Genomic DNA, 21,417 nt, shown 5'->3' with positions numbered 1-21,417 from the left:
CTCAAGTGAAGGCGTGCGGTCTCTTCGCGGCAGCAGCGCCTCGTTTTTTCTGGCGCTATCAGGCGATCTTGAATCGGGCCACGGATTGGCGCAGTTCGTCGGCCATGCGCGCCAAGTCACGCACCTGGTTCGCCGTGGAGCGCGTGCTCTCGCCGGTCTGCTCGGTCACGGCAAAGATGTGCTGGATGTTGCTGGCCACCTCGTTGGCCTGATCTGCTTCCTTGGAGGCTGCCGAGGAAATCTGCTCGATCAGATCGGCCAGTCGGCGTGACACGCTGTCGATCTCGGACAGCGCGGTACCGGCGTTGTCGGACAGTCGCGCACCTTCCACCACGCCCTGCGTCGAACGCTCCATGGCGGCCACGGCATCCTGGGTGTCGGTCTGAATGGCCTTCACCAGCGCCGCGATCTGCCGCGTCGCGTCACCGGAGCGCTCGGCCAGCCGCTGCACTTCTTCCGCCACCACCGAGAAGCCGCGACCGGCTTCACCGGCGGACGCTGCCTGAATGGCGGCGTTCAGCGCCAGCACGTTGGTCTGTTCCGTAATGTCAGCAATCAGTTCGGTGATCTCACCAATCTCCTGCGACGACTCGCCCAGACGCTTGATCCGCTTGGAGGTTTCCTGAATCTGGTCACGGATGGAGTTCATGCCGCCGATGGCGTTCTGCACAGCGGTCAGGCCGGATTCGGCCGCCTGCAGCGACTGGCGCGCCACCGAGGCCGACTCCTGCGCCTGCGCCGACACGTCGTTGATTCGCGCCGCCATGTCCAGCACGGACTGGCCGGTTTCGCGGATCTCGCGCAGCTGTTCGGTCGACGTGGCCAGCAGCTCGGTCGACGTGGTTTCCACCTTCGACGTCGTCTGCGCCACGCGCGTCGCCGTGCTCTGCACGTTGGCGACCAGCGAGCGCAATTCTTCCACCGTGTAGTTCACCGAGTCGGCGATCGCGCCGGTGATGTCCTCGGTCACCGTGGCTTCCTGCGTCAGGTCGCCCTCGGCCACCGTCTGCAGTTCGTTCATCAGTCGCAGAATCGCGGCCTGGTTGGCGTCGTTAACGCGCTTGCCTTCCTGCTGCTGCAGTTCGGCCGAGTGGCGCTGCTGCTCAGCCAGCATCTGGCGCTGGCGGCTGTCACGCAGCTGCACATAGGCCAGGCCGAGTGCGGCCAGCAGCGCGAGCGCGGCCGGGATCAACAGCAGCAACAGGCCAGTCAAGCCCAGACCCGACACCGAGGACAGCTTGTCCTGCAGGCCTTCCAGTTCCTTGCGCAGCGGTTCGCTCTCGGCCACGATGGCCGTCTGCGCCTCGCGCGCCGACACCAGGCCCTGCAGGTTGCCCAGAATGCCGCCCGCCTGGGCGCGCGTTTCCTCGTACATCTTCAGCAGGGCCGTCAGGCGCTCGCGCGTCTGCTCGTCGCGCGCGGGCGCAAGTCGCAGTTCCTGGCTGCCGTCGAGCAGGCCTTCACCGATCTCCTTGAACGAGTTCAGGTCCTTGCCCAGCAGGAAGACGGCCTCGGGGCTCACACCCTCCATCGTCAGGAATTCGTTGGCCGACTTGCCGATGCGCTGGGTCAGCATCACCAGCTGGCCCGCGGCCGAAATCTCAGCCGGCGGCGCGTTCTGCTGCAGCTTGAGGGACGAAATGGTTTCAGCCACTTCCAGCAGGTCGGAGGACTGGCGGCTGACCGAGCGCAGTGCCGTGCCCACCTCGGTCAGCGTCTTCTGCTCGCCCAGCACCGTGGCCGCGTTCTTCTCGGCGCGCTCCATCAGCGGCACGATCTTGCCGACCTCGGCGCTGTAGGCTTCGCCCAGCGCGGGCACTGTGGCGCTGCCGCTCTGCAGGCCGCGCACGTTGCTCGCCAGCGCGGTCGAGCTTTCCTTCAGCTCAGGGAAGGCCTCGGGACTGCCGATCAGCGCCTGAGACACCGACTTGGCGAGACGCTGCGACTGCATCAGCGACTGGCCGATGGCACCCACCTGCTGGGCGCCGCGGTCGGTTTGCGACACCGTCCAGTACACCATGGCCGCCAGCGCAATCAGCGACAGGGCCAGCAGTATCGACAGCACCCGCTGGTGCGCCGCCGCCGAACGGGTGCCCAGCAGGGGAACGGCGAACGCCTCTTCGGCAGGCAGCGCCTGCTCTTCCGGCTCATCGATGGTGGACACCATGACCGTGCTGTCGGTGGGGCCGTGCGAATCGAATGCCATCGACTGCCCATCAAGCCGCTCCTGGGCAATGGTTTCGCCCTCGTCCAGGGCAGGATCCTGGGGCTTCTTCTTGAACAGGTTGGAAAGTGCCATGTTGCGACCTTGACAAACGAACTACGCACCAATGCCCAGAAAGGCCTGGTGTTGGGAAAGGGCTTGCAGGTTGAGTTCCTGCCATTGCCGACCTTCGAGGTCGGTGTAAACGTGACCGAAATACGGCGCAGCCGACTGGTCGGGCGGGGCCGACGAGGCGAACGCGTCGGTGGTCCGCAGGCCCAGCAGGCGATCCACCAGCAGGGCACAGTTGGTTTCCAGCAGGGGGTTCAGCGCCACCAGCCGGCACTGGGCCAGTTCGCTCTCGCTGCGCACCCGGCGCGCGCCATCGCCCCTGACGAAAGCCGCCAGGTCGATGACCGCCGACAGGCCGCCGCGCAGGTTGGCCACACCCATGAACCACGGTTGCACGTATGGCACCCGCTGCACATCGGTCCAGGAAAAGATTTCGCCCGCGTGGCTGAGGGGGAACAGCAGCCGCAGGTCCCCCGTCTCGACCGCCAGCCAGGACGCGGCCACGCCCGTGGTGCGGGCCGACTGCAGCCGTTCGGCCAGCCGGCTCTGAAACTCGCGAAGCGCTTGCTTGTTGGACATGCGCTTTTAGCCGAGAGCCTTGATCTTGCCCATCAGCTCAGCCTGGTCGACCGGCTTGGTGATGTAGTCGCGCGCGCCCTGGCGCATGCCCCACACACGATCCGTCTCCTGGTTCTTGCTGGTGCACATGATGATGGGAATGTCGGTGTAGCGCGGGTCGCGCGAGATGGCGCGCGTCAGCTGGAAGCCGTTCTGGCCCGGCATCACCACATCCATCAGAATCAGGTCGGGCTTGGCCTGCTCGAGGCGGCGCTGCGCGTCCTCGGCGTTCTCCGCCGTGGTCACGGCAAAGCCGGCCTTCTTGAGCATTTCGCTCAGAAACATCAATTCCGTCTTGGAATCGTCCACGATCAGCACGTTGCGGATCGACATCACACAGCTCCTTTGTTGGTGGCACCGAATTCCTGCACGGCCTGCAGCAACTGGTCCTTGGTGAAAGGCTTGGTCAGGTATTCCTGCGAGCCGACCATGCGGCCACGCGCCTTGTCGAACACGCCGTCCTTGGACGACAGCATGACCACCGGCGTGTCGGCGAATTTCTCGTTGCGCTTGATGATCGCGCAGGTCTGGTAGCCATCCAGACGCGGCATCAGGATGTCGCAGAAGATCAGGTCGGGCTGGGCGTCGTTGACCTTGGCCAGGGCGTCGAAACCGTCCTCGGCCAGCATGACCTCGTGCCCTCCCTGCTTGAGGAAGATTTCGGCGCTGCGCCGAATCGTGTTGCTGTCGTCAATGACGAGCACGCGCTTTGATGCCATCGAACCCTCGCGACTCTCCAAAGAGGCCGCTGGGGCGGCCAATCCAAAAAAGCCAGACCGATCCGCCTAGCGAATCAGATCTGCACCATTTCGAAGTCTTCCTTCCTTGCCCCGCATTCCGGGCAGGTCCAGTTCATGGGAACCTGCTCCCAGGGAGTGCCCGGCGCGATACCATGGTCGGGTGCGCCTTCGGCCTCGTCATAGAGCCAGCCGCAGATCAGACACATCCAAGTCTTCGTATTCATTACAGCTTAAGTTGCACTTGCTTAGAATGCAATTGATTGTATCGACGGGGTTCCAGACGGAGTGGCACTATGTCGCACCAAACCGCCCTATTTGTGCCTCATGACCCGCACCAGTGCGACCGATGCGTCGCGGGATAACGACATTTCCGACGCGTTGGCTGAACACGACACTTTGCCGTGCGTGCTCAGCTTCAATGCCAGCGACCCCACCGGCGCCTGCGGATCCAGCAGCGATGCGCTGGTGATCGGCTCCATCGGCGCGCATGCGCTGCCGGTGGTCACCGGCGTGTATGTGCGCGACACGCGCGAAACGCTCGGCCACACCGTCATCGACGACACCACGGTGGCCGAACAGGCCCACGCCGTGGCCGAGGATATTCCGATCCTCACCATCAAGGTGGGCTTCCTCGGCAGCGCCGAGGTGGTGGCGGCCGTCGCGGCGTTCGCGTCCGACTACGCGTCGGTGCCACTCATCGCCTACATGCCCGACCTGTCCTGGTGGTCCGAGCAGGAAATCGACGACTACTTGGACGCCTTCCGCGAGTTGCTGCTGCCGCAGACCGCCGTGCTGGTGGGCAACAACGCCACCCTGCGGCACTGGCTGCTGCCCGAATCGACCACCGACCGCCATGCCCGCGCCGCCGACCTGGCACGCGCCGCCGCGGAGTACGGCGTGTCCTATGTGGTCGTCACGGGCGTGCCCATGGCGGGCGACCAGCTGGGCAACGTGCTGGCCAGCCCGCAGGCCGAACTGCACAGCCAGAGCTTCGAGCGCATCGACGCCGGCTTTCTGGGCGCTGGCGACATCCTCTCTGCGGCCCTGGCGGCGCTGCTGGCCACCGGCTCCGACCTGACCGAGGCCGTGGGCGAAGCCCTGCTGTACCTGGACCAGGCCCTGGACCATGGTTTTCGCCCCGGCATGGGCCGCGCAGTGGCCGATCGGCTGTTCTGGGCCAGCGCCGAGGCCGACGACGACGGCGCGGACGATGCTGCCAGTCCCGATCCCTTGATCGACATACCTCACCCCTTCAATGAAACCAAGCACTGACCTCAATGACGCGCTGATGGCGCGCGCCCGCCAGGTGATCCCCGGCGGCGTCAACTCGCCCGTGCGCGCCTTCCGCGCCGTGGGCGGCACGCCGCGCTTCGTGCAGCGCGCGCACGGCGCCTACTTCTGGGACGCCAACGACCAGCGCTACATCGACTACATCGGCTCCTGGGGCCCGATGATCCTGGGCCACGGCCACCCCGCCGTGTTGGAGGCCGTCCAGAAGGCCGCCACCGAAGGCTTCTCGTTCGGCGCGCCGACCGAGCGCGAGATCGAGCTGGCCGAGGAAATCCTCTCGCTCGTGCCCAGCATGGAGATGCTGCGCCTGGTCAGCAGCGGCACCGAGGCCGGCATGACCGCCATCCGCCTGGCGCGCGGCGCCACGGGGCGCAGCAAGATCCTCAAGTTCGAAGGCTGCTACCACGGCCATGCCGACGCGCTGCTGGTCAAGGCCGGTTCGGGCCTGGCCACCTTCGGCAACCCCACCAGCGCCGGCGTGCCGCCCGAGGTGGTGCAGCACACCCTGGTGCTCGAATACAACAACGTGGCGCAACTCGAGGAAGCCTTCGCCCTGCACGGCGCCGACATCGCGGGCCTGATCATCGAGCCCATCGCCGGCAACATGAACTTCGTGCGCGCCACGCCCGAGTTCACCCGCCGTGCGCGCGAGCTGTGCACGCAGCACGGCGCGCTGCTGATCTACGACGAGGTGATGACCGGCTGCCGCGTCGCGCTGGGCAGCGCGCAAAGCGTGTACGCCAGGCTCATTCCCGGCTTCGAGCCCGACATCACGGTGATGGGCAAGGTCATCGGCGGCGGCATGCCGCTGGCGGCCTTCGGCGGCAAGCGCGCGGTGATGGAACAGCTGGCACCGCTCGGCCCGGTGTACCAGGCCGGCACGCTGAGCGGCAACCCGGTGGCCACCGCCTGCGGCCTGGCCACATTGCGCGAGATCAAGCAACCCGGCTTCTTCGACGAGCTGTCGCGCAAGACGCGCCGCCTGGTCGACGGCCTGGGCGCCGCGGCACAGGCGGCCGGCGTGCCCTTCTCGGCCGATTGCGAAGGCGGCATGTTCGGCTTCTTCCTGCTGCCCGAATTGCCGCAGAACTATGGCCAGGTGATGAAGACCGACGGCGAGCGTTTCAACCGCCTGTTCCACGGCCTGCTGCAGCGCGGCGTCTACATCGCGCCGGCGCTGTACGAGGCGGGCTTCGTCAGCGCGGCCCACACCGATGCGGACATCTACGCCACCATCGCCGCGGCGGCCGAGGTGTTCAAGTCGCTCTGATGCTCGCCGCCTCCGTGGCGGCGCCGACCCATCCCAGCGCCCGCCGTGGGCAAGAAAAACGCGCGGCCGTCAACTTCGACACGAGCCTGCCCGCGCGGCATGCGCCGTGGCCGACTACCGGGGGCTAAGCTTGGCGCATCTGTATTGAATGCACTGAGAACCACCCCCATGACGACGATGCCCCGACTCCTCGCCCTGACCTTGCTGGCGGGCGCCGCCCTCAGCGCCCAGGCCAACACGCCGCAAGCCGCTGCAGCAAGCGCACCGGCGCAGAAGGCCACCGCACAGGCCGGTGCCAGGCTCGCCGACCTGTCGCACCTGGCACCGCGCGATGCGGCCAAGAAAGACCCGCGCGCCGAGCGCCGCGACGACCACCGCTACGACGCGCGCGGCGTCAACTGCTCGCTGTACCCGGCGCGCTGCCGCTGATCAGCACTTCGCGCACCCATGAAAAAGCGGCCCGCGGGCCGCTTTGCTTTTTTCGGCGCGGCCTTGCGCCGCGGGCTCATACCGTTTCGCGTTCAAAACGATGATAAATGACCACGGCTGGCGCCGCATGACAAATGACGAATGCCTTTTTTGTCATTGAAGCGCAGCGAAGTCATTTGTCATTCGTCATTTTTGAAAGCGCATGGGTATCAGTGCCTGAAGTGGCGCACGCCGCTGAACACCATCGCCACGCCGCGCTCGTCGGCCGCGTCGATCACCTCCTGATCGCGCATCGAGCCGCCCGGCTGGATCACGCAAGTGGCGCCATGGTCGATCACCACGTCCAGCCCGTCGCGGAACGGGAAGAAGGCATCGCTGGCCACCGCACTGCCCTGCAGCGACAGCCCCGCGTGCTCGGCCTTGATGCTGGCGATGCGGGCTGAATCGAGCCGGCTCATCTGGCCGGCGCCCACGCCCAGTGTCATGCCGCCGCCGCAGAACACGATGGCGTTGCTCTTGACGAACTGCGCCACCTTCCAGGCGAACAGCAGGTCGGCGATCTGCTCGGGCGTCGGCTGCCTCTTGGTCACCACCTTCAGATCGCTGGCCTTCAGGTCGTGGAAGTCGGCGGTCTGGATCAGCAGGCCCGAGCCGACGCGCTTGATGTCCATGGCGTTCTGGCCGCGCTCGAAAGCCGTGGCGCCGTCGCGCTTCACGCCGTCCAGCGGGATGCGCAGCACGCGCACGTTGGCCTTGGCCTTGAACACGGCCAGCGCCTCGGGCGTGAAGTCGGGCGCCATCAGCACCTCGACGAACTGCTTCGACACGGCTTCCGCCGCCGCGCCGTCTACCGGCACGTTGAAGGCGATGATGCCGCCGAAGGCGCTGGTGGGGTCGGTCTTGAAGGCTTTCGAATAAGCCTCCAGCGCGTTGGCGCCGATGGCCACGCCGCAGGGGTTGGCGTGCTTGACGATGACGCACGCGGGCTCGACCCATTGCTTCACGCATTCCCACGCCGCATCGGCGTCGGCGATGTTGTTGTAGCTCAGCTCCTTGCCCTGCAGCTGCTCGGCCGTGACCAGCGAGCCGGGCGCGGGATAAAGGTCGCGGTAGAAGGCGGCCTGCTGGTGCGGGTTCTCGCCGTAGCGCAGGTCCTGCAGCTTGACGAAGCGGCCGTTGCTTTGCGAGGCGAAAAGGCTCATAGACGGCACCCCGTCTGCGCCGGCAGCATCGAAATCTATAGCAGACAGGTAATCGCTGATGGCCGCGTCGTAGTTGCTGATGCGGTTGAACGCCGCCACCGCCAGGCCGAAGCGCGTCTTGTCCGACAGCTTGCCCTGGTTGGCCTTCAGCTCTGCCAGCACCGGTGCGTACTGATCGGCGTCGGTCAGCACGGCCACGTCCTTCCAGTTCTTGGCGGCGCTGCGCACCATCGCCGGCCCGCCGATGTCGATGTTCTCGATGGCGTCGGCCAGCGTGCAGCCGGCCTGGGCCACCGTGGCCTCGAACGGGTACAGGTTGACCACCAGCACGTCGATGGTGCCGATGCCGTGGTCGGCCAGCGCCTGCATGTGGGCCGGCACATCGCGCCGCGCCAGCAGGCCGCCGTGCACCTTGGGGTGCAGCGTCTTCACGCGCCCATCCAGCATCTCGGGGAACTGCGTCACCTCGGCCACCTCGGTCACGGGCAGCCCGGCGTCCTGCAGCAGCTTTGCCGTGCCGCCGGTGGACAGCAGGTTGACGCCCAGCGCCACCAGCGCGGCGGCCAAGTCGGCCACGCCGGTCTTGTCGGAAACGGAGATCAGTGCATTCATGTCAAAGCTCAAAGATCAACAATAAAAACGACCTGCAGCGCCCAATACGCCAGCGCCAACAGCTATCAAAAATCAAGCACCTTCACACTGGTGGCCGCGGAGCAGGCCATGCCAGCGATCGCCGCGGAAGGGCTTGGCCCGCCCGCTGGCGATGTCCCTCCTTGCGGAGCAGAAGGAGGGAAGCGCCGTCAGGCGCTCAGGGAGGTTCATATCAGCTTATGTTCCACCAGCTTTTTGCGCAGCGTGTTGCGGTTCATGCCCAGCCACTCGGCGGCGCGGCTCTGATTGTGGCCGGCGTGCTGCATCACCACGTCCAGCAGCGGCTTCTCGACCGCGCGCACCACCATGTCGTACAGCGCGCCCGGCTCGGTGCCGCGCAGATCGCGGAAGTACGCCTCCAGGTTGTCGCGCACACACTCCTCAATGTTCTTCTTGCTCATGGTCAGCGGGCCTCCAATGCTTCCGCAGGCTGGGCGGCGGGCGCCGGGGACAGGCGCTCGTGGCTGTCAGCCAGTTCCTCGAAATAGTCGGCCACCAGCTGCCACTGCACGGCAGCGCTGTCGACCAGGTTCATGCGGCGGCGGAAGTCCTCGCCGCCGGGCAGCGCGCGCACGTACCAGCCGATGTGCTTGCGCGCCGAGCGCACGCCGCTGAATTCGCCATACAGGCCGTAGTGGTCGTGCAGGTGATCGAGCAGCGCGCGCCGCACTTCCAGCACCAGCGGCGGCGCCAGGTGCTGGCCGGTGGCCAGAAAGTGCGCGACCTCGCGAAAGATCCACGGCCGGCCCTGCGCGGCGCGGCCGATCATCAGCGCGTCGGCGCCGGTGGCGCGCAGCACGGCGTTCGCCTTCTCAGGTGAATCGATGTCGCCGTTGGCCACCACCGGAATCTTCAGCGCGGCCTTGACGGCAGCGATGGTGTCGTACTCCGCCACGCCCTTGTAACCCTGTTCGCGCGTGCGGCCGTGCACCGTCACCATCTGCACGCCGGCGCTTTCGGCCGCACGGGCGATGCCGAGGGCGTTCTTCACCCGCGCGCACCAGCCGGTGCGCATCTTCAGCGTCACCGGCACGCCGTGCGGCGCGCAGGCGGCCACCACGGCCTCGACGATCGAGAGCGCCAGCGCCTCGTCCTGCATCAGCGCGCTGCCGGCCCACTTGTTGCACACCTTCTTGGCCGGGCAGCCCATGTTGATGTCGATGATCTGCGCGCCGCGGTCGATGTTGTGGCGCGCTGCCTCGGCCATCATGGCGGCGTCGGTGCCGGCGATCTGCACGGCGATGGGGCCCGGCTCGCCCGCGTGGTCGGCGCGGCGCGAGGTCTTGAGCGTGTGCCACAAATCCTTGCGCGAGGTCACCATCTCGCTCACCGCGTAGCCGGCGCCGAAGCCGCGGCACAGCTGGCGGAACGGCCGATCCGTCACCCCCGCCATGGGGGCGACGAACAGGCGGTTGGGCAGGGAATGGGGACCGATCTGCATGGCGGTGGCTGCGCGGCGGCATCGGCACGGCGGTGCGGGGCGCGCGGCAAGGGAGCGGATTCTACCTGCCCAAATTTTCAGCAATTGAAATGCCGGCCCGCTTTTTTGCGACTGCCTACACTCGGCCCCTGATGGACGCCTGGTTGCAACAACTCCTCGCCGCGCTGGCGCTGCCCGAATACGGGCTGTCCACGCTGTTCGTGGTGGCCTTCGTGGCCGCCACGCTGTTGCCGATGGGCTCGGAGCCGGTGCTGTTCGGCTTGATCAAGCTCAATCCGGAGCTGTTCTGGCCCGCCATCGCGGTGGCCACCGCCGGCAACACGCTGGGCGGCGTGGTGACCTGGTGGATGGGCCTGGGCGCACACCACGTGGTCGACCAATGGCGCGACTCGCCCACCCACCTGCGCGCGCTGACCTGGCTGCAACGCATCGGCCCGCCGGCGTGCTTCCTGTCCTTCCTGCCCGTCATCGGCGACCCGCTGTGCGCCGTGGCCGGCTGGCTGCGCATGCCGCTGGCGCCCTGCACCGCCTGGATGGCGGCGGGCAAGTTCACGCGCTATGTGGCGATGACGCTGGCGCTGCTCTATGTGTGGCCCGAAAAGCTCGCGTTTGCTCATTGATTCATAGCTGCCAGCGCTTGTCACGCCTGCGCTGGCGGCCGATTTGGCTTGAAACCCGCTGCCCATGACCACCGACCTGTTCACCGACGACACACCGCAGACCGGCGCGACGCGGCTCGGCCCGCAGGCGCAGGTGCTGCGCGGCTTTGCGCTGCCGTGGGTCGATGTGCTGTGGCCCGCGCTGCAGACCGTGGTGGCGCAGGCACCGTGGCGCCACATGCAGACCCCGGGCGGCCAGCGCATGTCGGTGGCGCTCACCAACTGCGGCGCGCTCGGCTGGGTGAGCGACCGGCGCGGCTACCGCTACAGCGCGCTCGACCCCGACAGCGGCCAACCGTGGCCACCACTGCCCGCGCCTTTCGCCGATCTCGCCACCCAGGCGGCGGCGGCTGCCGGCTTCGACGGCTTCACGCCCGACGCCTGCCTCATCAACCGCTACGCCCCCGGCGCCCGCATGGGCCTGCACCAGGACCGCGACGAGCGCGACCTGGCGCAACCCATCGTCTCCGTCTCGCTCGGCCTGCCGGCGGTGTTCCTATGGGGCGGCCTGCGCCGTGCCGACCGCACCGTGCGCGTGCCCCTGCTGCACGGCGACGTGGTGGTGTGGGGTGGTGTGGATCGCCTGCGCTTTCACGGCATCGCGCCGCTGCCCGAAGGCCATCACCCGCTGACGGGGGCGCAGCGCATCAACTTCACGCTGCGGCGGGCGGGGTAGCGGGCTTGAAGGCAAGGCGGTGTTGCCACCATGTGCAGCAGGCCCTCACCCCAACCCTCTCCCGCCCGCGGGAGAGGGAGAAAGCCCGAACGGCCGCGGAGCAGGCCACGTCAGCGACAGCCGTGCCCGGACCTGCGCCGGGCACTGGCTGTGTCCCCCCTCGCGCAGCAGAGGGGGGAAGCGCCGTCAGGCGCTCAGGGGGGTGCTCACACGTTAAACAGGAAGTTCATCACGTCCCCATCCTTGACGACGTATTCCTTGCCTTCGCTGCGCATCTTGCCCGCGTCCTTGGCGCCCTGCTCGCCCTTGAAGGCGATGTAGTCGTCGAACGCGATGGTCTGGGCGCGGATGAAGCCGCGCTCGAAGTCGCCGTGGATCACGCCGGCCGCCTGCGGCGCGGTGTCGCCGATGTGGATGGTCCAGGCGCGCACCTCCTTCACACCGGCGGTGAAGTAGGTCTGCAGGCCCAGCAGCTTGAAGGCGGCGCGGATCAGGCGGTTCAGGCCCGGCTCGTCCTGCCCCATCTCGGCCAGGAAGAGTTCCTTGTCCTCGTCGCTCATGTCCGCCATGTCGGCTTCCATCTTGGCGCAGATGGCCACCACGGGCGCGTTCTGGCCGGCGGCGTACTCTTTCAGGCGATCCAGCAGCGGGTTGTTGTCGAACCCGTCCTCGCTCACGTTGCCGACGAACATGGCCGGTTTGGCGGTGATCAGGCACAGCGGCTTGAGCAGCGCCTGCTCTTCTTTTGAGAGCTGCAGCGTGCGCACCGGCTTGCCCTCGTTCAGCGCTGCCTGCACGGTCCCCAGCAGCTTGACCATGGCGGCGGCTTCCTTGTCGTTGCCGCTCTTGCTGGCCTTGGTGTAGCGCTGCAGGGCTTTCTCGACGGTGCCCAGGTCGGCCAGGCACAGCTCGGTCTGGATCACCTCGATGTCGGAGATCGGGTCCACCTTGCCGGCCACGTGCACCACGTTCTCGTCCTCGAAGCAGCGCACCACGTTGACGATGGCGTCGGTCTCGCGGATGTGCGCCAGAAACTGGTTGCCCAGCCCCTCGCCCTGGCTGGCACCGGCCACCAGGCCGGCGATGTCGACGAATTCGACGATGGCCGGCAGCACGCGCTCCGGCTTCACGATCTCGGCCAGCTGCGCCAGGCGCGGATCGGGCACCTCCACCACGCCGGTGTTCGGCTCGATGGTGCAGAAGGGGTAGTTTTCCGCAGCGATGCCCGCTTTGGTCAGGGCGTTGAAAAGCGTGGACTTGCCCACGTTGGGCAGGCCCACGATGCCGCATTGCAGGCTCATGTCGGGGCTTTCGGTGGATTCAGGGGGAAGCCGTTGATTCTAGCGGCGGCACGATTCGGGCACTGGCAGAGGATTACAAGCCAAATTGGCATCCAGCGCTTATTTGAAAAGCGCCGATAGCTATCAAAATGATATCAACCAAACTCCTGATTGGTTGCCACGCCGTCACTCATGCGGGGCCTTGCGTCGAGGGCTCCGGGGGTGTTTCGTGATCCATCCGTATCGAACAGGATCGATGCGAAGCAGTTCGGTTTCGGCTGCCCGGCGTTTCTCTTCGGGCATGCCGCGCAACAACGAGCGAATTTCCGAATCATTGCCGGCAGCAGGCGCACCACGTTCTTCGGCCTTGCAATACCAATCGTGCCCCAGCCCGTATTGGCCTTGCTGGATATGCACGGCGCCAAGCAAGGTGCACGGACGATAGTCTTGCGGAAGTAGTTCATGGGCGGTCTCGCCCGCTTGCTGAGCGTCGGAAAAACGCTCCAAATCGCGCATGGCACCCCCTTGCGTGGTAAGCATCGCCGACTTGAGCTTGTCCTGTTTCAGCCGCTGCGCAGGAATCGTGGCAAGGAGATCAATGGCTTCCTGCGAGGCATCGCATTTGCGCAGGTGGCCACTGGCACTGATGGCCTGCCAAGGGTCACCGCCGCGCCTGAATTCAGCCAGGAAGCCGTCTGCCTCGCGACGATGATGGGCAGCCAAAACACCAGCCAAACGGTAACGATTGGCGTGAACCTTGAGCCAGACGACATCCTCTTTTGAGAGCCGTCTGCCGGCGTCCAACTCGTGCAGGATCGGCATCAAGCGTTTGAAATCCCCTGCTGCGACGAATTCGTCGACGCCGTACTTGTGGAGCAGTTCCCTGGTTTTCTGCTTGGCGATGAACTCCGGACTGCTTTCGTATCGGATACGGGCTGCTCGTTGTTGCTCCGCTTCCTCCTTGAGTCGAGCCTGCAGGGCGGCATCACGCTCGGCGGTCAAGGCGGCCTCCAGGCGCCGTGCGGCAGCCGCTTCTTCCTCGCGTTGGCGGGCGACTTCTTGACGTGTCTTGCGCTCGAGTTGTGCCCGTGCGGCGTAGTCGGCTTCGGAGATCGCGCCGTCGATCAAGTCCACCAGTGCATGAGCGCCTTGACTGCGCAAGAACGCCTTGTGGCTGGGATGAACAGTCTGCTTGCCTGCGAGCGCGGTCAGGATGTTGTTCAGTCGAGATCCGATGACCATGGCCCCACTCAAATCGTCCGCCAGAAAGCGTACAGAAAGCGCCGATGGCTGGGGCACCGCAGGCGTGCGGATGAGCCGTCTCTCGTCGCGCCGCCTCATTGCCTCTCCGTTTTTTTATTTTTCATTGCATTAAAAGGCTAGAGCGCTTATCCAGCAAGCGCAATCAGCTATGAAAACAGGAGTTTTCGATCCCATCAATCGAAGCGCCAGTCGGCCGCCACCGCATCGCCCACGCGCAGGGTGGCGCCGGCACCCTGCACAATGACGCAGTTTAAGCCGAAGGTGATGGCGCCGCCAAGCAGCGCGTTGGCGCGGTAGCTGGAGAGCGCGGCCAGTACCTCGGGGCTGGTCTCGCCCGTGGCCGGATCGACGTTGGGAATGGGGCAGCGCGGGCAGGGCTTGACCAGGCGCAGCACCACCTCGCCCTCGGCCGTGGCGATGCGCAACTCGTGCAGCCGGTCCTCGTCGTGCGCCTGCAGGCCGGCCAGCACGATGTTCGGCCGGAAACGCTCGATGCCCACGGCCGCGTGGCCGGCCGCCGCCAGGCGCTGGTTCAACTCGGCCAGCGAGGCCTCGCCCACCACCAGCAGCGGAAAGCCGTCGGCAAACTCGATGGGCGCCTCGACCTCGCCCGTCCACTGTTTGGAGGCGAGACGCGTGGCCTCGGGGTCGAAGCGCGCCAGCCGCAGGCCGGGCCGGCCGAGGAAGTCGCTGAACCACTGGCCCGCCACGTCGCCCATGTCCCAGGCGTCCAGGGCGTCGCCCCACACCTGCACCCGCGCGGGCTTCTCGACCTCGTTGATGCCCAGGTGCAGCGCCAGCATGCCGGGCGCGCGCAGCACCACCTCCAGCACCTTGATCTGCGGGCGCACCAGCGCCATGCGCGGCAGTTCGCGCTGGGTGACGAAGCGGCCTTCGGCATCCACCACCATCCAGGCGCGGTCGAGATCGAGGCCGGTGTCCATCAGCCGCGCCTCGCGCAGCGCCACGCCGGCGCAGGACTTGACGGGGTGCACGAACAGGCCGGACACGGTGGCCTGCACATCGGGAGAATCGTTGGTCATCGGCGGGCGGCCATGCTGAGAAAGATGGCGCGATTCTGCGCCATGCGCGGGCCGGGCCGCGCGGGGGCGCCGCCTACAATGAACCCATGTCCGCCTCACACGACATCTGCATCCGCGGCGCCGGCATCGTGGGCCGCACGCTGGCGCTGCTGCTGGCGCGCGAGCGCCTGCGCGTGGCCCTGGTGGCGCCGCCGGCCGACCCGGCCAGCGGCCACGGCGACGTGCGCGCCTACGCGCTCAGCCCCGCCGCGCGCAAGCTGCTGGAAGGGCTGCGCTGCTGGCCGCCCGAGCGCGCCGCCACGCCGGTGCTGGCCATGGAAGTGCATGGCGACGGCGACGGCGCGGTGCAGTTCAGCGCCACGGCGCAGGGCGTGCCGGCGCTGAACTGGATCGTCGACGTGCCGGCGCTGGAGCGCCTGCTGGCCGAGGCGGTGAATTACCAGAGCGGTATCGACGTGGTGACCGCGCCGGTGGCCGCCCCGCTGACGGTGGTGTGCGAAGGCCGCGCCAGCGCCACGCGCGCCGAACTGGGCGTGGCGTTCGAGACCACGCGCTACCCGCAGCACGCCATCGCCACGCGGCTGGATTGCGAGCGCCCGCACGGGCAGGTGGCGCGCCAGTGGTTCACGGCCGAGGGCGACATCGTGGCCTTTCTGCCGCTGGATGGCGCGCAGGGCCGGCAGGTGGCGGTGGTGTGGTCGGTGCGCAGCGAGCGCCTGGCCGATTTGCAGGCACTGGACGACGCGGCCTTTGCCGCGCGTCTGTTCGACCTGAGCGGCGGCGTACTGGGCGCCCTGGCGCAGACCGGCCCGCGCGCCAGCTGGCCGCTGCTGCTGGCGCGCGCCACGCGCTGGGTCGGCCCCCTGCCTGGCTGCCCGGGCGAAAGCTTTGCGCTGGCCGGCGACGCCGCCCACGCCATGCACCCGCTGGCCGGCCAGGGCCTGAACGTGGGCCTGGGCGACGCCGCCGAGTTGGCGCGCGTGCTGGCCGCGCGCGAGCCCTGGCGCCCGCTGAATGATTTGAAGCTGCTGCGCCGCTACGAGCGCGCCCGCCAGGGCGACTGGCTGCGCATGAGCCTGGCCACCGACGGCCTGCAGCAGCTGTTCGGCCGGCCCGAGCCCGCCGCCGCGCTGCTGCGCAACTGGGGCATGGCCGCGTTCGACGCCAGCGGCCCCATCAAGCGCCGCATTGCCCGGCTGGCCATGGGAACCGCCTGACGGCCCGCGGCTCTGATCTTTTTCATCTTTTCAAGACCGTTCCCCATGAAGTTGACTGCTTTTCTGCGCACCGGCCTGAGCGCCCTGATCCTGGCGCTGCCCCTGGCCGCCGCGGCCCAGGAGGCCACCATCCGCAAGAACCTGGCCGAGCGCGTGCCGGGCCTGACCGACATCGACGAGGTGAGCAAGACGCCGATGGACGGCCTGTACGAAGTGCGTGTGGGCACCGACATCCTGTACACCGATGCCGAGGGCAACTTCCTGCTGCACGGCAGCCTGCTCGACACCAAGGCGCGCAAGAACCTGACCGAAGAGCGCGTGGCCAAGCTCACGGCCATCGACTTCAAGGAGCTGCAGCTGAAGAACGCCTTCAGCATCACGCGCGGCAACGGCAAGCGCAAGCTGGCGGTGTTCGAGGACCCGAACTGCGGCTACTGCAAGCGCTTCGAGAAGGACCTGGCCAAGGTCGACAACATCACCGTGCACTTCTTCCTGATCCCGATCCTGGGCGCCGATTCGGTCGAGAAGTCGCGCCAGATCTGGTGCAGCGCCGACAAGGCCAAGGCCTGGGTCGACTGGATGCAGCGCGACATCGCCCCCAAGGGCAGCGGCAAGTGCAACACCGACGCGCTGACGGCCAACCTGGACTTCGCCAAGAAGTACCGCATCACCGGCACGCCGACCCTGGTGTTTGCCGACGGCACGCGCGTGCCGGGCGCCATCAACACGCAGCAGATCGAAGAGCTGCTGAACCAGCGCTGACCGCCGCGCCGCCTTGCCCCGCCGCCTCGTGACCGAACCCCAGCGCCTGCCCCGGACCGCCTACCGCAGCGCACCGCGCTGGCGGCTGATCTATGTCATCGCCTACGGCGCGCTGGTGCCGATGGCGCTGCTCACGCTGGCGATAGTGGGTGCCGGGCCTCGGTTCGCAAGCCTGGCTGGGCTGGGCGGTGTGCAGCGCGGCCGCGCTGTTCGCCTCCTTCATCGGTGGCATCCACTGGGGCATCGGGCTGCGCTACATGGCCACGCACTCGGACGTGCCCACGTTCCATTTCGTCTGGGGGCCGGTGCCCCCCTACCTGGCCTGGGGCACGCTGCTGCTGCCGGTCGACATCGCGCTGTGGCTGCTGGTGGCCGTGTTCGTGCTGGCCTACGTGGTGGATGGCCGCACCTGGCCCGGCGCAGGGCTCGGCCCCTGGCTGAGCCTGCGGCGCCAGATCACGGCCATGGTGGTGGCCTGCTGCGTGCTGGCGGCCCTTGCCCTGAAGGTGGCATGACGTGACGAAGCGCGCACGCCCCGCCCCTGCCGCCCGCACCGGCCGCGCCCGCGAGCCCGCCCAGGCGACGCCGGCGCCCGTGCACTATGACGTGCGCGCGGCCAGCCTGCACGGCCACCGCTTCGCGGTGCAGATCACCATCGACCGGCCGGCCGCCGTGCAGCGCGTGTCGCTGCCGGCGTGGATTCCGGGCAGCTACCTGATTCGCGAGTTCGCGCGCCATCTGCAGCCGCTGCAGGCCACGCAGGGCCGCACGGCCTGCGCCTGCGTGCAGATCGACAAGGCCAGTTGGGACATCGAATGCGACCCGCGCCGCCCGCTGGTGCTGCGCTACGAGGTCTATGCCTTCGACAATTCGGTGCGCACCGCCTGGCTGGACGCCGAGCGCGGCTTCTTCAACGGCACCAGCCTGCTGCTGCGCGTGCACGGGCACGAGCGCCAGCCGCACGAGCTGACGGTGCACCCGGTGCGCCAGCGGCGCGACTGGCAACTGGCCACGGCCATGGCGCCCGTCGCCGTCGACGCGCAGGGCTTTGGCCGCTACCGCGCCGCCGACTACGACGAGCTGGTCGACCACCCGGTGGAGATGGGCACGCTGTGGAGCGGCACGTTCACCGCCGCCGGCGTGCCGCACCGCTTCGTGGTGGCGGGGGCGCCCGCGGCGTTCGACGGCGAGCGGCTGCTGCGCGACACGCAGAAGATCTGCGAAACCGCCATCCGCTTCTGGCACGGCGCCCGCCGCCCGCCGCACGATCGCTACCTGTTCATGCTGAACGTGGTGCACGAGGGCTATGGCGGGCTGGAGCACCGCGCCAGCACCGCGCTGATCTGCGGCCGCGCCGACCTGCCGCGCCACGATGCGCCCGCCGACGCGGCGCGCGTGGGCGACGGCTACGTCACGCTGCTGGGCCTGATCAGCCACGAGTACTTCCACACCTGGAACGTCAAGCGCCTGCGCCCGGCCGAGTTCGAACGCTACGATTACCAGAGCGAGAATTACACCCGCCTGCTGTGGTTCTTCGAGGGCTTCACCAGCTACTACGACGACCTGCTGCTGCGCCGCGCCGGCCTGCTGGACGACGCCGGCTACCTGAAGCTGCTGACCAAGACCGCCAACCAGGTGCTGCAGGCGCCGGGGCGGCAGGTGCAGTCGGTGGCGCAGGCCAGCTTCGACGCCTGGCTGCGCTACTACCGCCCGGACGAGAACACGCCCAACAGCACCGTCAGCTACTACACCAAGGGCGCGCTGGTGGCGCTGTGCTTCGACCTCACGCTGCGCCACGAGACCGAGCACACGCTGGACGACGCGATGCGCGCGCTGTGGCGGCGCTGCCGGGGCGGGCCGATGACCGAGGGCGACTTCGCCGCCGTGATGGCCGAGCTGGGCGGCCGGTCCTTCGCGCGCGAGATCGCCGACTGGGTGCACGGCACGGCCGAGCTGCCGCTGAAGGCGCAGCTCGAATCGCAGGGCGTGAAGGTGCTCGAAGAGCCCTCGCAACTGGCGCAGACCCTGGGCCTGCGCGTGGCCGAGAACGGCGGCATCACGCTGAAGGTGGTGCTGGATGGCGGCCCTGCCGCCGAGGCCGGCATGGCGGCCGGTGACGAATGGCTGGGGGTGCAACTGCCCGCTGCCAGGACGAAGGGCAGCGCCACGCACACCGCCGGCTGGCGCCTGACGCGCCTGGACGAGCTGCCCCTGTTCGCCGGCAAGGCCCGGCGGGTCGTCGCGCTGGTGGCACGCGACAAGCGCCTGCTGCGCCTGCCCCTGGTCTTGCCCGAGAAGTCCACCACATGGCGCCTGGCCCCGAAGAACGGCAGCGACGCGCACCCCTGGCCGGGCCGCTGAAGCCGCTGCGCACGGCGCGCCACCGCCGTGCGTTGCTGGCCAGCACGGCGCTGGTGCTGCTGCTGCACGCGCTGGCGCTGAGCTGGCTGTCGGCGCTGCTGCGGCCGCCCAGCATCCTGAAGGACGTGGCGCCGCCCTTCTACACCCGCAGCATCACGCCCGAGGCGCCGGCGGCGCTGCTGGCCGCCGCGCCCGCGACGGCTGAAACCAAGCCAAATCGGCCCTCAGCGCTCATCCGCCCTGCGCAGACAGCTCCTAAAAAAGAAGCACGCCAGCCAGCCCCACCGAAGCCGCAGTCCGCAGCGAGCGCGCCCGAATCCGCAGCCCTGCCTCCCGAGGACGTGCCCGAGCCCGTCGCCGAGGCTCCGGAAGAGCCGGCCAGCACGGCCTCCGCGCCGCTGCTGGCCGAAGCACCGCAACCCACGGCATCGCGCGAAGCCGCCCCGGCCCCTGAGCCTTCCGACACCGTCGCCAGTGCCGCTGCCGCGCCCGCGTCGGCGCCCGCATCGGCCGCCAGCGCGGCCGAGCCCGCCTTCCTGGCCAGCTGGCCCACCGACACGCGCCTGACCTACAAGCTGGGCGGCCACTACCGTGGCGAGTTGCACGGCGACGCGCGCGTGCTGTGGCAGCGCGATGGCACGCGCTACCACACGGCGGTGGAGATGAGCGCCGGGTTGCTGGCCTCGCTCAGCTTCACCAGCCAGGGCGACATCACCGCCGGCGGCCTGCGGCCCGAGGTGTACGAGGAGAACGTGCGCGGCCGCCGCCGCGGCGTGCGCCTGGGCGACGACGTGCGGCTGAACAACGGCACCCGCGTGCCGCGCCCCGACGCGGTGCAGGACACCGCCAGCCAGTTCGTCGAGCTGGGCCACCGCTTTGCCACCGGCCAGGTGCAGCTGGTGCCGGGTGCGCGCATCGACTTCGCCATGGCGCGGCCCGGCGGCATCGACGACTGGACCTACGACGTGATCGGCGAGGAGACCCTGCACCTGCCGCGCCTGGGGCCGGTGCCCACCTACCACCTCAAGCCGCGCCCGCTGAACAAGCCGCGCGGGCCGATCAGCGCCGAGATCTGGTACGCGCCCAGCCTGCAGTACCTGCCGGTGCGCATCCGCATCACGCAGGGGCCGGACACCTACATCGACCTGATGGTGGACACCATCGAGCAGCGCTAACGCGCGGGCGCGCCAGCGGGCGCCGGGGGCGCCGGTGGCTCGAACCGCTCGAGCACCACGCGGTTCTTGCCGCTGTGCTTGACGCGGTACATCAGGTCATCGGCGCTGCGCACCGCGTCGCCCAGGCGTTCGGGGGCGCGCGCAAAGCTCGCCACGCCGATGCTGAAGCCGATCTCCCAGCCCTGTGCCCGGGCGGCAGCGTTCAGGCGCTGGTGCAAGTCGTCGAACACGCGCGCGGCTCCGCGCGCATCGGTTTCGGGGCACAGCACGGCGAACTCGTCGCCGCCCAGGCGGGCCAGCAGGTCGCTGGTGCGCAGCCGCTCGGCCAGCACCTGGGCCACGCCGCTCAGCACCGCATCGCCGCGCAGGTGGCCGTGGCGGTCGTTCACGCCCTTGAAGCCGTCCAGGTCGATGTAGCCGATGGCCAGCGGGCGCTGGTGGCGGCGCGCCAGCTGCACCATGTGCTCGCCCCGCGCCATGAAGGTGCGCGCGTTCAGCAATCCGGTCAGCCCGTCGTGCTGCGCCAGCCGGGCCTGCTGGTCCAGCGCGCCGCGCAGCCGCAGCAGCAGGCTGGCCGTGATGAGGAAGAAGCCCAGCCGCACCACCGTGTTCCACACCGGGATCGAGGCGTGGCTGTACGGGTGGCCGGCACCCAGGTCGGCGCCGTACCAGCTCAGCGCCGACAGCACGCACAGCAGGTAGCCCATGCGCCGGCCCAGGTACCAGGTGGCCAGCACGATGGGCATCAGGTAGAACACCGAGAACGACAGTTCGTAGCCCGTCGCCACGTCGAGCGCGCCGACCAGCACGAGCAGCGCCATCACCACCACGCCCCGGGCGAGGGGTGGCAGCGCGCTCATGAAGCGGTGGAAGGCGGAGATCACGCGCCCACTGTAGGGCGTTGCCGCGGCGCGGTGGTGCGTGCCGGCACACCGGGGCGGCGCGATTCGCCAAATGTCTCACGCAGCGCCGGCGTGCAGCGCGGCGCGGTGCCTGAAGCGGCTGTGTGAGCGGCGCACTTGCTCACATAAAAATAGCTGTTTACGCACGATACAATCCAATTTC

22 protein-coding genes are annotated in these 21,417 nt (G+C 68.3%); 10 read left to right on the top strand and 12 right to left on the bottom strand.

Annotation, left to right across the window (positions count from 1 at the left end; translation table 11 throughout):
* Positions 1 to 58: 58 nt before the first annotated feature.
* The 5 genes from ACFSCU_RS08005 to ACFSCU_RS07985 all read right to left on the bottom strand — a co-directional run bounded on the left by ACFSCU_RS08005 (position 59) and on the right by ACFSCU_RS07985 (position 3,857).
* Positions 59 to 2,299 (bottom strand): methyl-accepting chemotaxis protein, encoded by a 2,241-nt coding sequence (locus ACFSCU_RS08005; protein WP_377560355.1) that lies wholly within the window; start codon positions 2,297 to 2,299, stop codon positions 59 to 61.
* A 21-nt stretch (positions 2,300 to 2,320) separates the two neighbouring features.
* Positions 2,321 to 2,854 carry a chemotaxis protein CheW gene (locus ACFSCU_RS08000; RefSeq protein WP_333705772.1) on the bottom strand — a complete coding sequence of 178 codons (534 nt, stop codon included), beginning with the start codon at positions 2,852 to 2,854 and terminating at the stop codon, positions 2,321 to 2,323.
* A gap of 6 nt (positions 2,855 to 2,860) precedes the next feature.
* Positions 2,861 to 3,226, bottom strand: coding sequence for a response regulator (locus tag ACFSCU_RS07995; protein WP_180549845.1), 366 nt, complete (start codon positions 3,224 to 3,226; stop codon positions 2,861 to 2,863).
* On the bottom strand, positions 3,226 to 3,612 hold the full coding sequence (locus ACFSCU_RS07990) for a response regulator (protein WP_180549846.1): 387 nt from the start codon (positions 3,610 to 3,612) through the stop codon (positions 3,226 to 3,228). The genes ACFSCU_RS07995 and ACFSCU_RS07990 overlap by 1 nt, the downstream gene beginning before the upstream one ends.
* Positions 3,613 to 3,686: 74 nt before the next feature.
* Positions 3,687 to 3,857 (bottom strand): rubredoxin, encoded by a 171-nt coding sequence (locus ACFSCU_RS07985; RefSeq protein ID WP_180549847.1) that lies wholly within the window; start codon positions 3,855 to 3,857, stop codon positions 3,687 to 3,689.
* A gap of 100 nt (positions 3,858 to 3,957) precedes the next feature.
* On the opposite strand from ACFSCU_RS07985, the gene thiD reads away from it, so the two are divergent.
* From thiD to ACFSCU_RS07970, 3 genes are all read left to right on the top strand, one after another.
* The gene (thiD, locus tag ACFSCU_RS07980) at positions 3,958 to 4,905 is read left to right on the top strand and encodes a bifunctional hydroxymethylpyrimidine kinase/phosphomethylpyrimidine kinase (RefSeq protein ID WP_180549848.1); all 948 of its coding nucleotides are present in this window, start codon (positions 3,958 to 3,960) and stop codon (positions 4,903 to 4,905) included.
* A complete protein-coding gene (gene hemL, locus ACFSCU_RS07975; protein WP_180549849.1) occupies positions 4,889 to 6,193 on the top strand; it encodes a glutamate-1-semialdehyde 2,1-aminomutase in 1,305 nt (434 codons plus the stop codon). Before thiD ends, hemL begins: the two co-directional genes overlap by 17 nt.
* A 177-nt stretch (positions 6,194 to 6,370) precedes the next feature.
* Positions 6,371 to 6,622: a hypothetical protein gene (locus tag ACFSCU_RS07970; RefSeq protein WP_180549850.1), complete on the top strand. Its 252-nt coding sequence runs from the start codon at positions 6,371 to 6,373 to the stop codon at positions 6,620 to 6,622.
* Positions 6,623 to 6,831: 209 nt separating this feature from the next.
* Here the strand turns inward: ACFSCU_RS07970 and purH are convergent, their stop codons facing one another.
* The 3 genes from purH to dusB form a co-directional block, all read right to left on the bottom strand.
* A complete protein-coding gene (gene purH / locus ACFSCU_RS07965) occupies positions 6,832 to 8,436 on the bottom strand; it encodes a bifunctional phosphoribosylaminoimidazolecarboxamide formyltransferase/IMP cyclohydrolase (RefSeq protein WP_377560354.1) in 1,605 nt (534 codons plus the stop codon).
* Between the two features lie 206 nt (positions 8,437 to 8,642).
* On the bottom strand, positions 8,643 to 8,876 hold the full coding sequence (locus tag ACFSCU_RS07960) for a Fis family transcriptional regulator (protein WP_180549851.1): 234 nt from the start codon (positions 8,874 to 8,876) through the stop codon (positions 8,643 to 8,645).
* A gap of 2 nt (positions 8,877 to 8,878) precedes the next feature.
* Complete coding sequence (gene dusB / locus ACFSCU_RS07955) at positions 8,879 to 9,916, bottom strand: tRNA dihydrouridine synthase DusB (protein WP_377560352.1); 1,038 nt, start codon at positions 9,914 to 9,916, stop codon at positions 8,879 to 8,881.
* Between the two features lie 131 nt (positions 9,917 to 10,047).
* Between dusB and ACFSCU_RS07950 the strand changes: the two genes are divergently transcribed.
* Both ACFSCU_RS07950 and alkB read left to right on the top strand, forming a co-directional pair.
* Entirely contained in the window at positions 10,048 to 10,536 is a 489-nt protein-coding gene (locus ACFSCU_RS07950) for a YqaA family protein (RefSeq protein ID WP_180549852.1), read from the top strand.
* 64 nt (positions 10,537 to 10,600) lie between these two features.
* Positions 10,601 to 11,251 carry a DNA oxidative demethylase AlkB gene (gene alkB, locus ACFSCU_RS07945; protein ID WP_180549853.1) on the top strand — a complete coding sequence of 217 codons (651 nt, stop codon included), beginning with the start codon at positions 10,601 to 10,603 and terminating at the stop codon, positions 11,249 to 11,251.
* Positions 11,252 to 11,457: 206 nt separating this feature from the next.
* Here alkB and ychF read toward each other — a convergent pair whose 3' ends face one another.
* From ychF to ACFSCU_RS07930, 3 genes are all read right to left on the bottom strand, one after another.
* Positions 11,458 to 12,552: a redox-regulated ATPase YchF gene (ychF, locus tag ACFSCU_RS07940; protein ID WP_377560351.1), complete on the bottom strand. Its 1,095-nt coding sequence runs from the start codon at positions 12,550 to 12,552 to the stop codon at positions 11,458 to 11,460.
* A gap of 165 nt (positions 12,553 to 12,717) precedes the next feature.
* Positions 12,718 to 13,872 carry a hypothetical protein gene (locus ACFSCU_RS07935; protein ID WP_333705763.1) on the bottom strand — a complete coding sequence of 385 codons (1,155 nt, stop codon included), beginning with the start codon at positions 13,870 to 13,872 and terminating at the stop codon, positions 12,718 to 12,720.
* Positions 13,873 to 13,967: 95 nt separating this feature from the next.
* On the bottom strand, positions 13,968 to 14,837 hold the full coding sequence (locus tag ACFSCU_RS07930) for an MOSC domain-containing protein (RefSeq protein ID WP_180549855.1): 870 nt from the start codon (positions 14,835 to 14,837) through the stop codon (positions 13,968 to 13,970).
* Between the two features lie 86 nt (positions 14,838 to 14,923).
* Between ACFSCU_RS07930 and ACFSCU_RS07925 the strand changes: the two genes are divergently transcribed.
* The 5 genes from ACFSCU_RS07925 to ACFSCU_RS07905 all read left to right on the top strand — a co-directional run bounded on the left by ACFSCU_RS07925 (position 14,924) and on the right by ACFSCU_RS07905 (position 20,352).
* Positions 14,924 to 16,054, top strand: coding sequence for an FAD-dependent monooxygenase (locus ACFSCU_RS07925; protein WP_377560350.1), 1,131 nt, complete (start codon positions 14,924 to 14,926; stop codon positions 16,052 to 16,054).
* Positions 16,055 to 16,099: 45 nt separating this feature from the next.
* A complete protein-coding gene (locus ACFSCU_RS07920) occupies positions 16,100 to 16,816 on the top strand; it encodes a DsbC family protein (protein ID WP_180549858.1) in 717 nt (238 codons plus the stop codon).
* Between the two features lie 149 nt (positions 16,817 to 16,965).
* Positions 16,966 to 17,331 (top strand): DUF3429 domain-containing protein, encoded by a 366-nt coding sequence (locus tag ACFSCU_RS07915; RefSeq protein WP_377560349.1) that lies wholly within the window; start codon positions 16,966 to 16,968, stop codon positions 17,329 to 17,331.
* 1 nt (position 17,332) lies between these two features.
* A complete protein-coding gene (locus ACFSCU_RS07910) occupies positions 17,333 to 19,177 on the top strand; it encodes a M61 family metallopeptidase (protein ID WP_377560348.1) in 1,845 nt (614 codons plus the stop codon).
* Positions 19,123 to 20,352, top strand: coding sequence for a DUF3108 domain-containing protein (locus tag ACFSCU_RS07905; RefSeq protein ID WP_377560346.1), 1,230 nt, complete (start codon positions 19,123 to 19,125; stop codon positions 20,350 to 20,352). The genes ACFSCU_RS07910 and ACFSCU_RS07905 overlap by 55 nt, the downstream gene beginning before the upstream one ends.
* Here ACFSCU_RS07905 and ACFSCU_RS07900 read toward each other — a convergent pair.
* On the bottom strand, positions 20,349 to 21,236 hold the full coding sequence (locus tag ACFSCU_RS07900) for a GGDEF domain-containing protein (RefSeq protein ID WP_180549861.1): 888 nt from the start codon (positions 21,234 to 21,236) through the stop codon (positions 20,349 to 20,351). The genes ACFSCU_RS07905 and ACFSCU_RS07900 overlap by 4 nt on opposite strands.
* Positions 21,237 to 21,417 lie beyond the last annotated feature (181 nt).

Origin of the sequence: Ottowia beijingensis (assembly GCF_042680925.1) — a bacterium.
In the GTDB taxonomy this organism is placed as follows: domain Bacteria; phylum Pseudomonadota; class Gammaproteobacteria; order Burkholderiales; family Burkholderiaceae_C; genus Ottowia; species Ottowia beijingensis.
This window is presented reverse-complemented; position numbering and strand designations above follow the sequence as displayed.

Bases quoted from the DNA above. Each gene is read 5' to 3' on its own strand.
- purH (WP_377560354.1), bottom strand. From the start codon at position 8,436: ATGAATGCACTGATCTCCGTTTCCGACAAGACCGGCGTGGCCGACTTG.
- ACFSCU_RS08005 (WP_377560355.1), bottom strand. From the start codon at position 2,299: ATGGCACTTTCCAACCTGTTCAAGAAGAAGCCCCAGGATCCTGCCCTG.
- alkB (WP_180549853.1), top strand. From the start codon at position 10,601: ATGACCACCGACCTGTTCACCGACGACACACCGCAGACCGGCGCGACG.
- ychF (WP_377560351.1), bottom strand. From the start codon at position 12,552: ATGAGCCTGCAATGCGGCATCGTGGGCCTGCCCAACGTGGGCAAGTCC.
- ACFSCU_RS07950 (WP_180549852.1), top strand. From the start codon at position 10,048: ATGGACGCCTGGTTGCAACAACTCCTCGCCGCGCTGGCGCTGCCCGAA.
- ACFSCU_RS07995 (WP_180549845.1), bottom strand. From the start codon at position 3,226: ATGTCGATCCGCAACGTGCTGATCGTGGACGATTCCAAGACGGAATTG.
- ACFSCU_RS08000 (WP_333705772.1), bottom strand. From the start codon at position 2,854: ATGTCCAACAAGCAAGCGCTTCGCGAGTTTCAGAGCCGGCTGGCCGAA.
- ACFSCU_RS07990 (WP_180549846.1), bottom strand. From the start codon at position 3,612: ATGGCATCAAAGCGCGTGCTCGTCATTGACGACAGCAACACGATTCGG.
- ACFSCU_RS07930 (WP_180549855.1), bottom strand. From the start codon at position 14,837: ATGACCAACGATTCTCCCGATGTGCAGGCCACCGTGTCCGGCCTGTTC.
- hemL (WP_180549849.1), top strand. From the start codon at position 4,889: ATGAAACCAAGCACTGACCTCAATGACGCGCTGATGGCGCGCGCCCGC.
- thiD (WP_180549848.1), top strand. From the start codon at position 3,958: ATGACCCGCACCAGTGCGACCGATGCGTCGCGGGATAACGACATTTCC.
- ACFSCU_RS07925 (WP_377560350.1), top strand. From the start codon at position 14,924: ATGTCCGCCTCACACGACATCTGCATCCGCGGCGCCGGCATCGTGGGC.
- ACFSCU_RS07920 (WP_180549858.1), top strand. From the start codon at position 16,100: ATGAAGTTGACTGCTTTTCTGCGCACCGGCCTGAGCGCCCTGATCCTG.
- ACFSCU_RS07935 (WP_333705763.1), bottom strand. From the start codon at position 13,872: ATGAGGCGGCGCGACGAGAGACGGCTCATCCGCACGCCTGCGGTGCCC.
- ACFSCU_RS07970 (WP_180549850.1), top strand. From the start codon at position 6,371: ATGCCCCGACTCCTCGCCCTGACCTTGCTGGCGGGCGCCGCCCTCAGC.
- ACFSCU_RS07905 (WP_377560346.1), top strand. From the start codon at position 19,123: ATGGCGCCTGGCCCCGAAGAACGGCAGCGACGCGCACCCCTGGCCGGG.
- ACFSCU_RS07985 (WP_180549847.1), bottom strand. From the start codon at position 3,857: ATGAATACGAAGACTTGGATGTGTCTGATCTGCGGCTGGCTCTATGAC.
- ACFSCU_RS07960 (WP_180549851.1), bottom strand. From the start codon at position 8,876: ATGAGCAAGAAGAACATTGAGGAGTGTGTGCGCGACAACCTGGAGGCG.
- dusB (WP_377560352.1), bottom strand. From the start codon at position 9,916: ATGCAGATCGGTCCCCATTCCCTGCCCAACCGCCTGTTCGTCGCCCCC.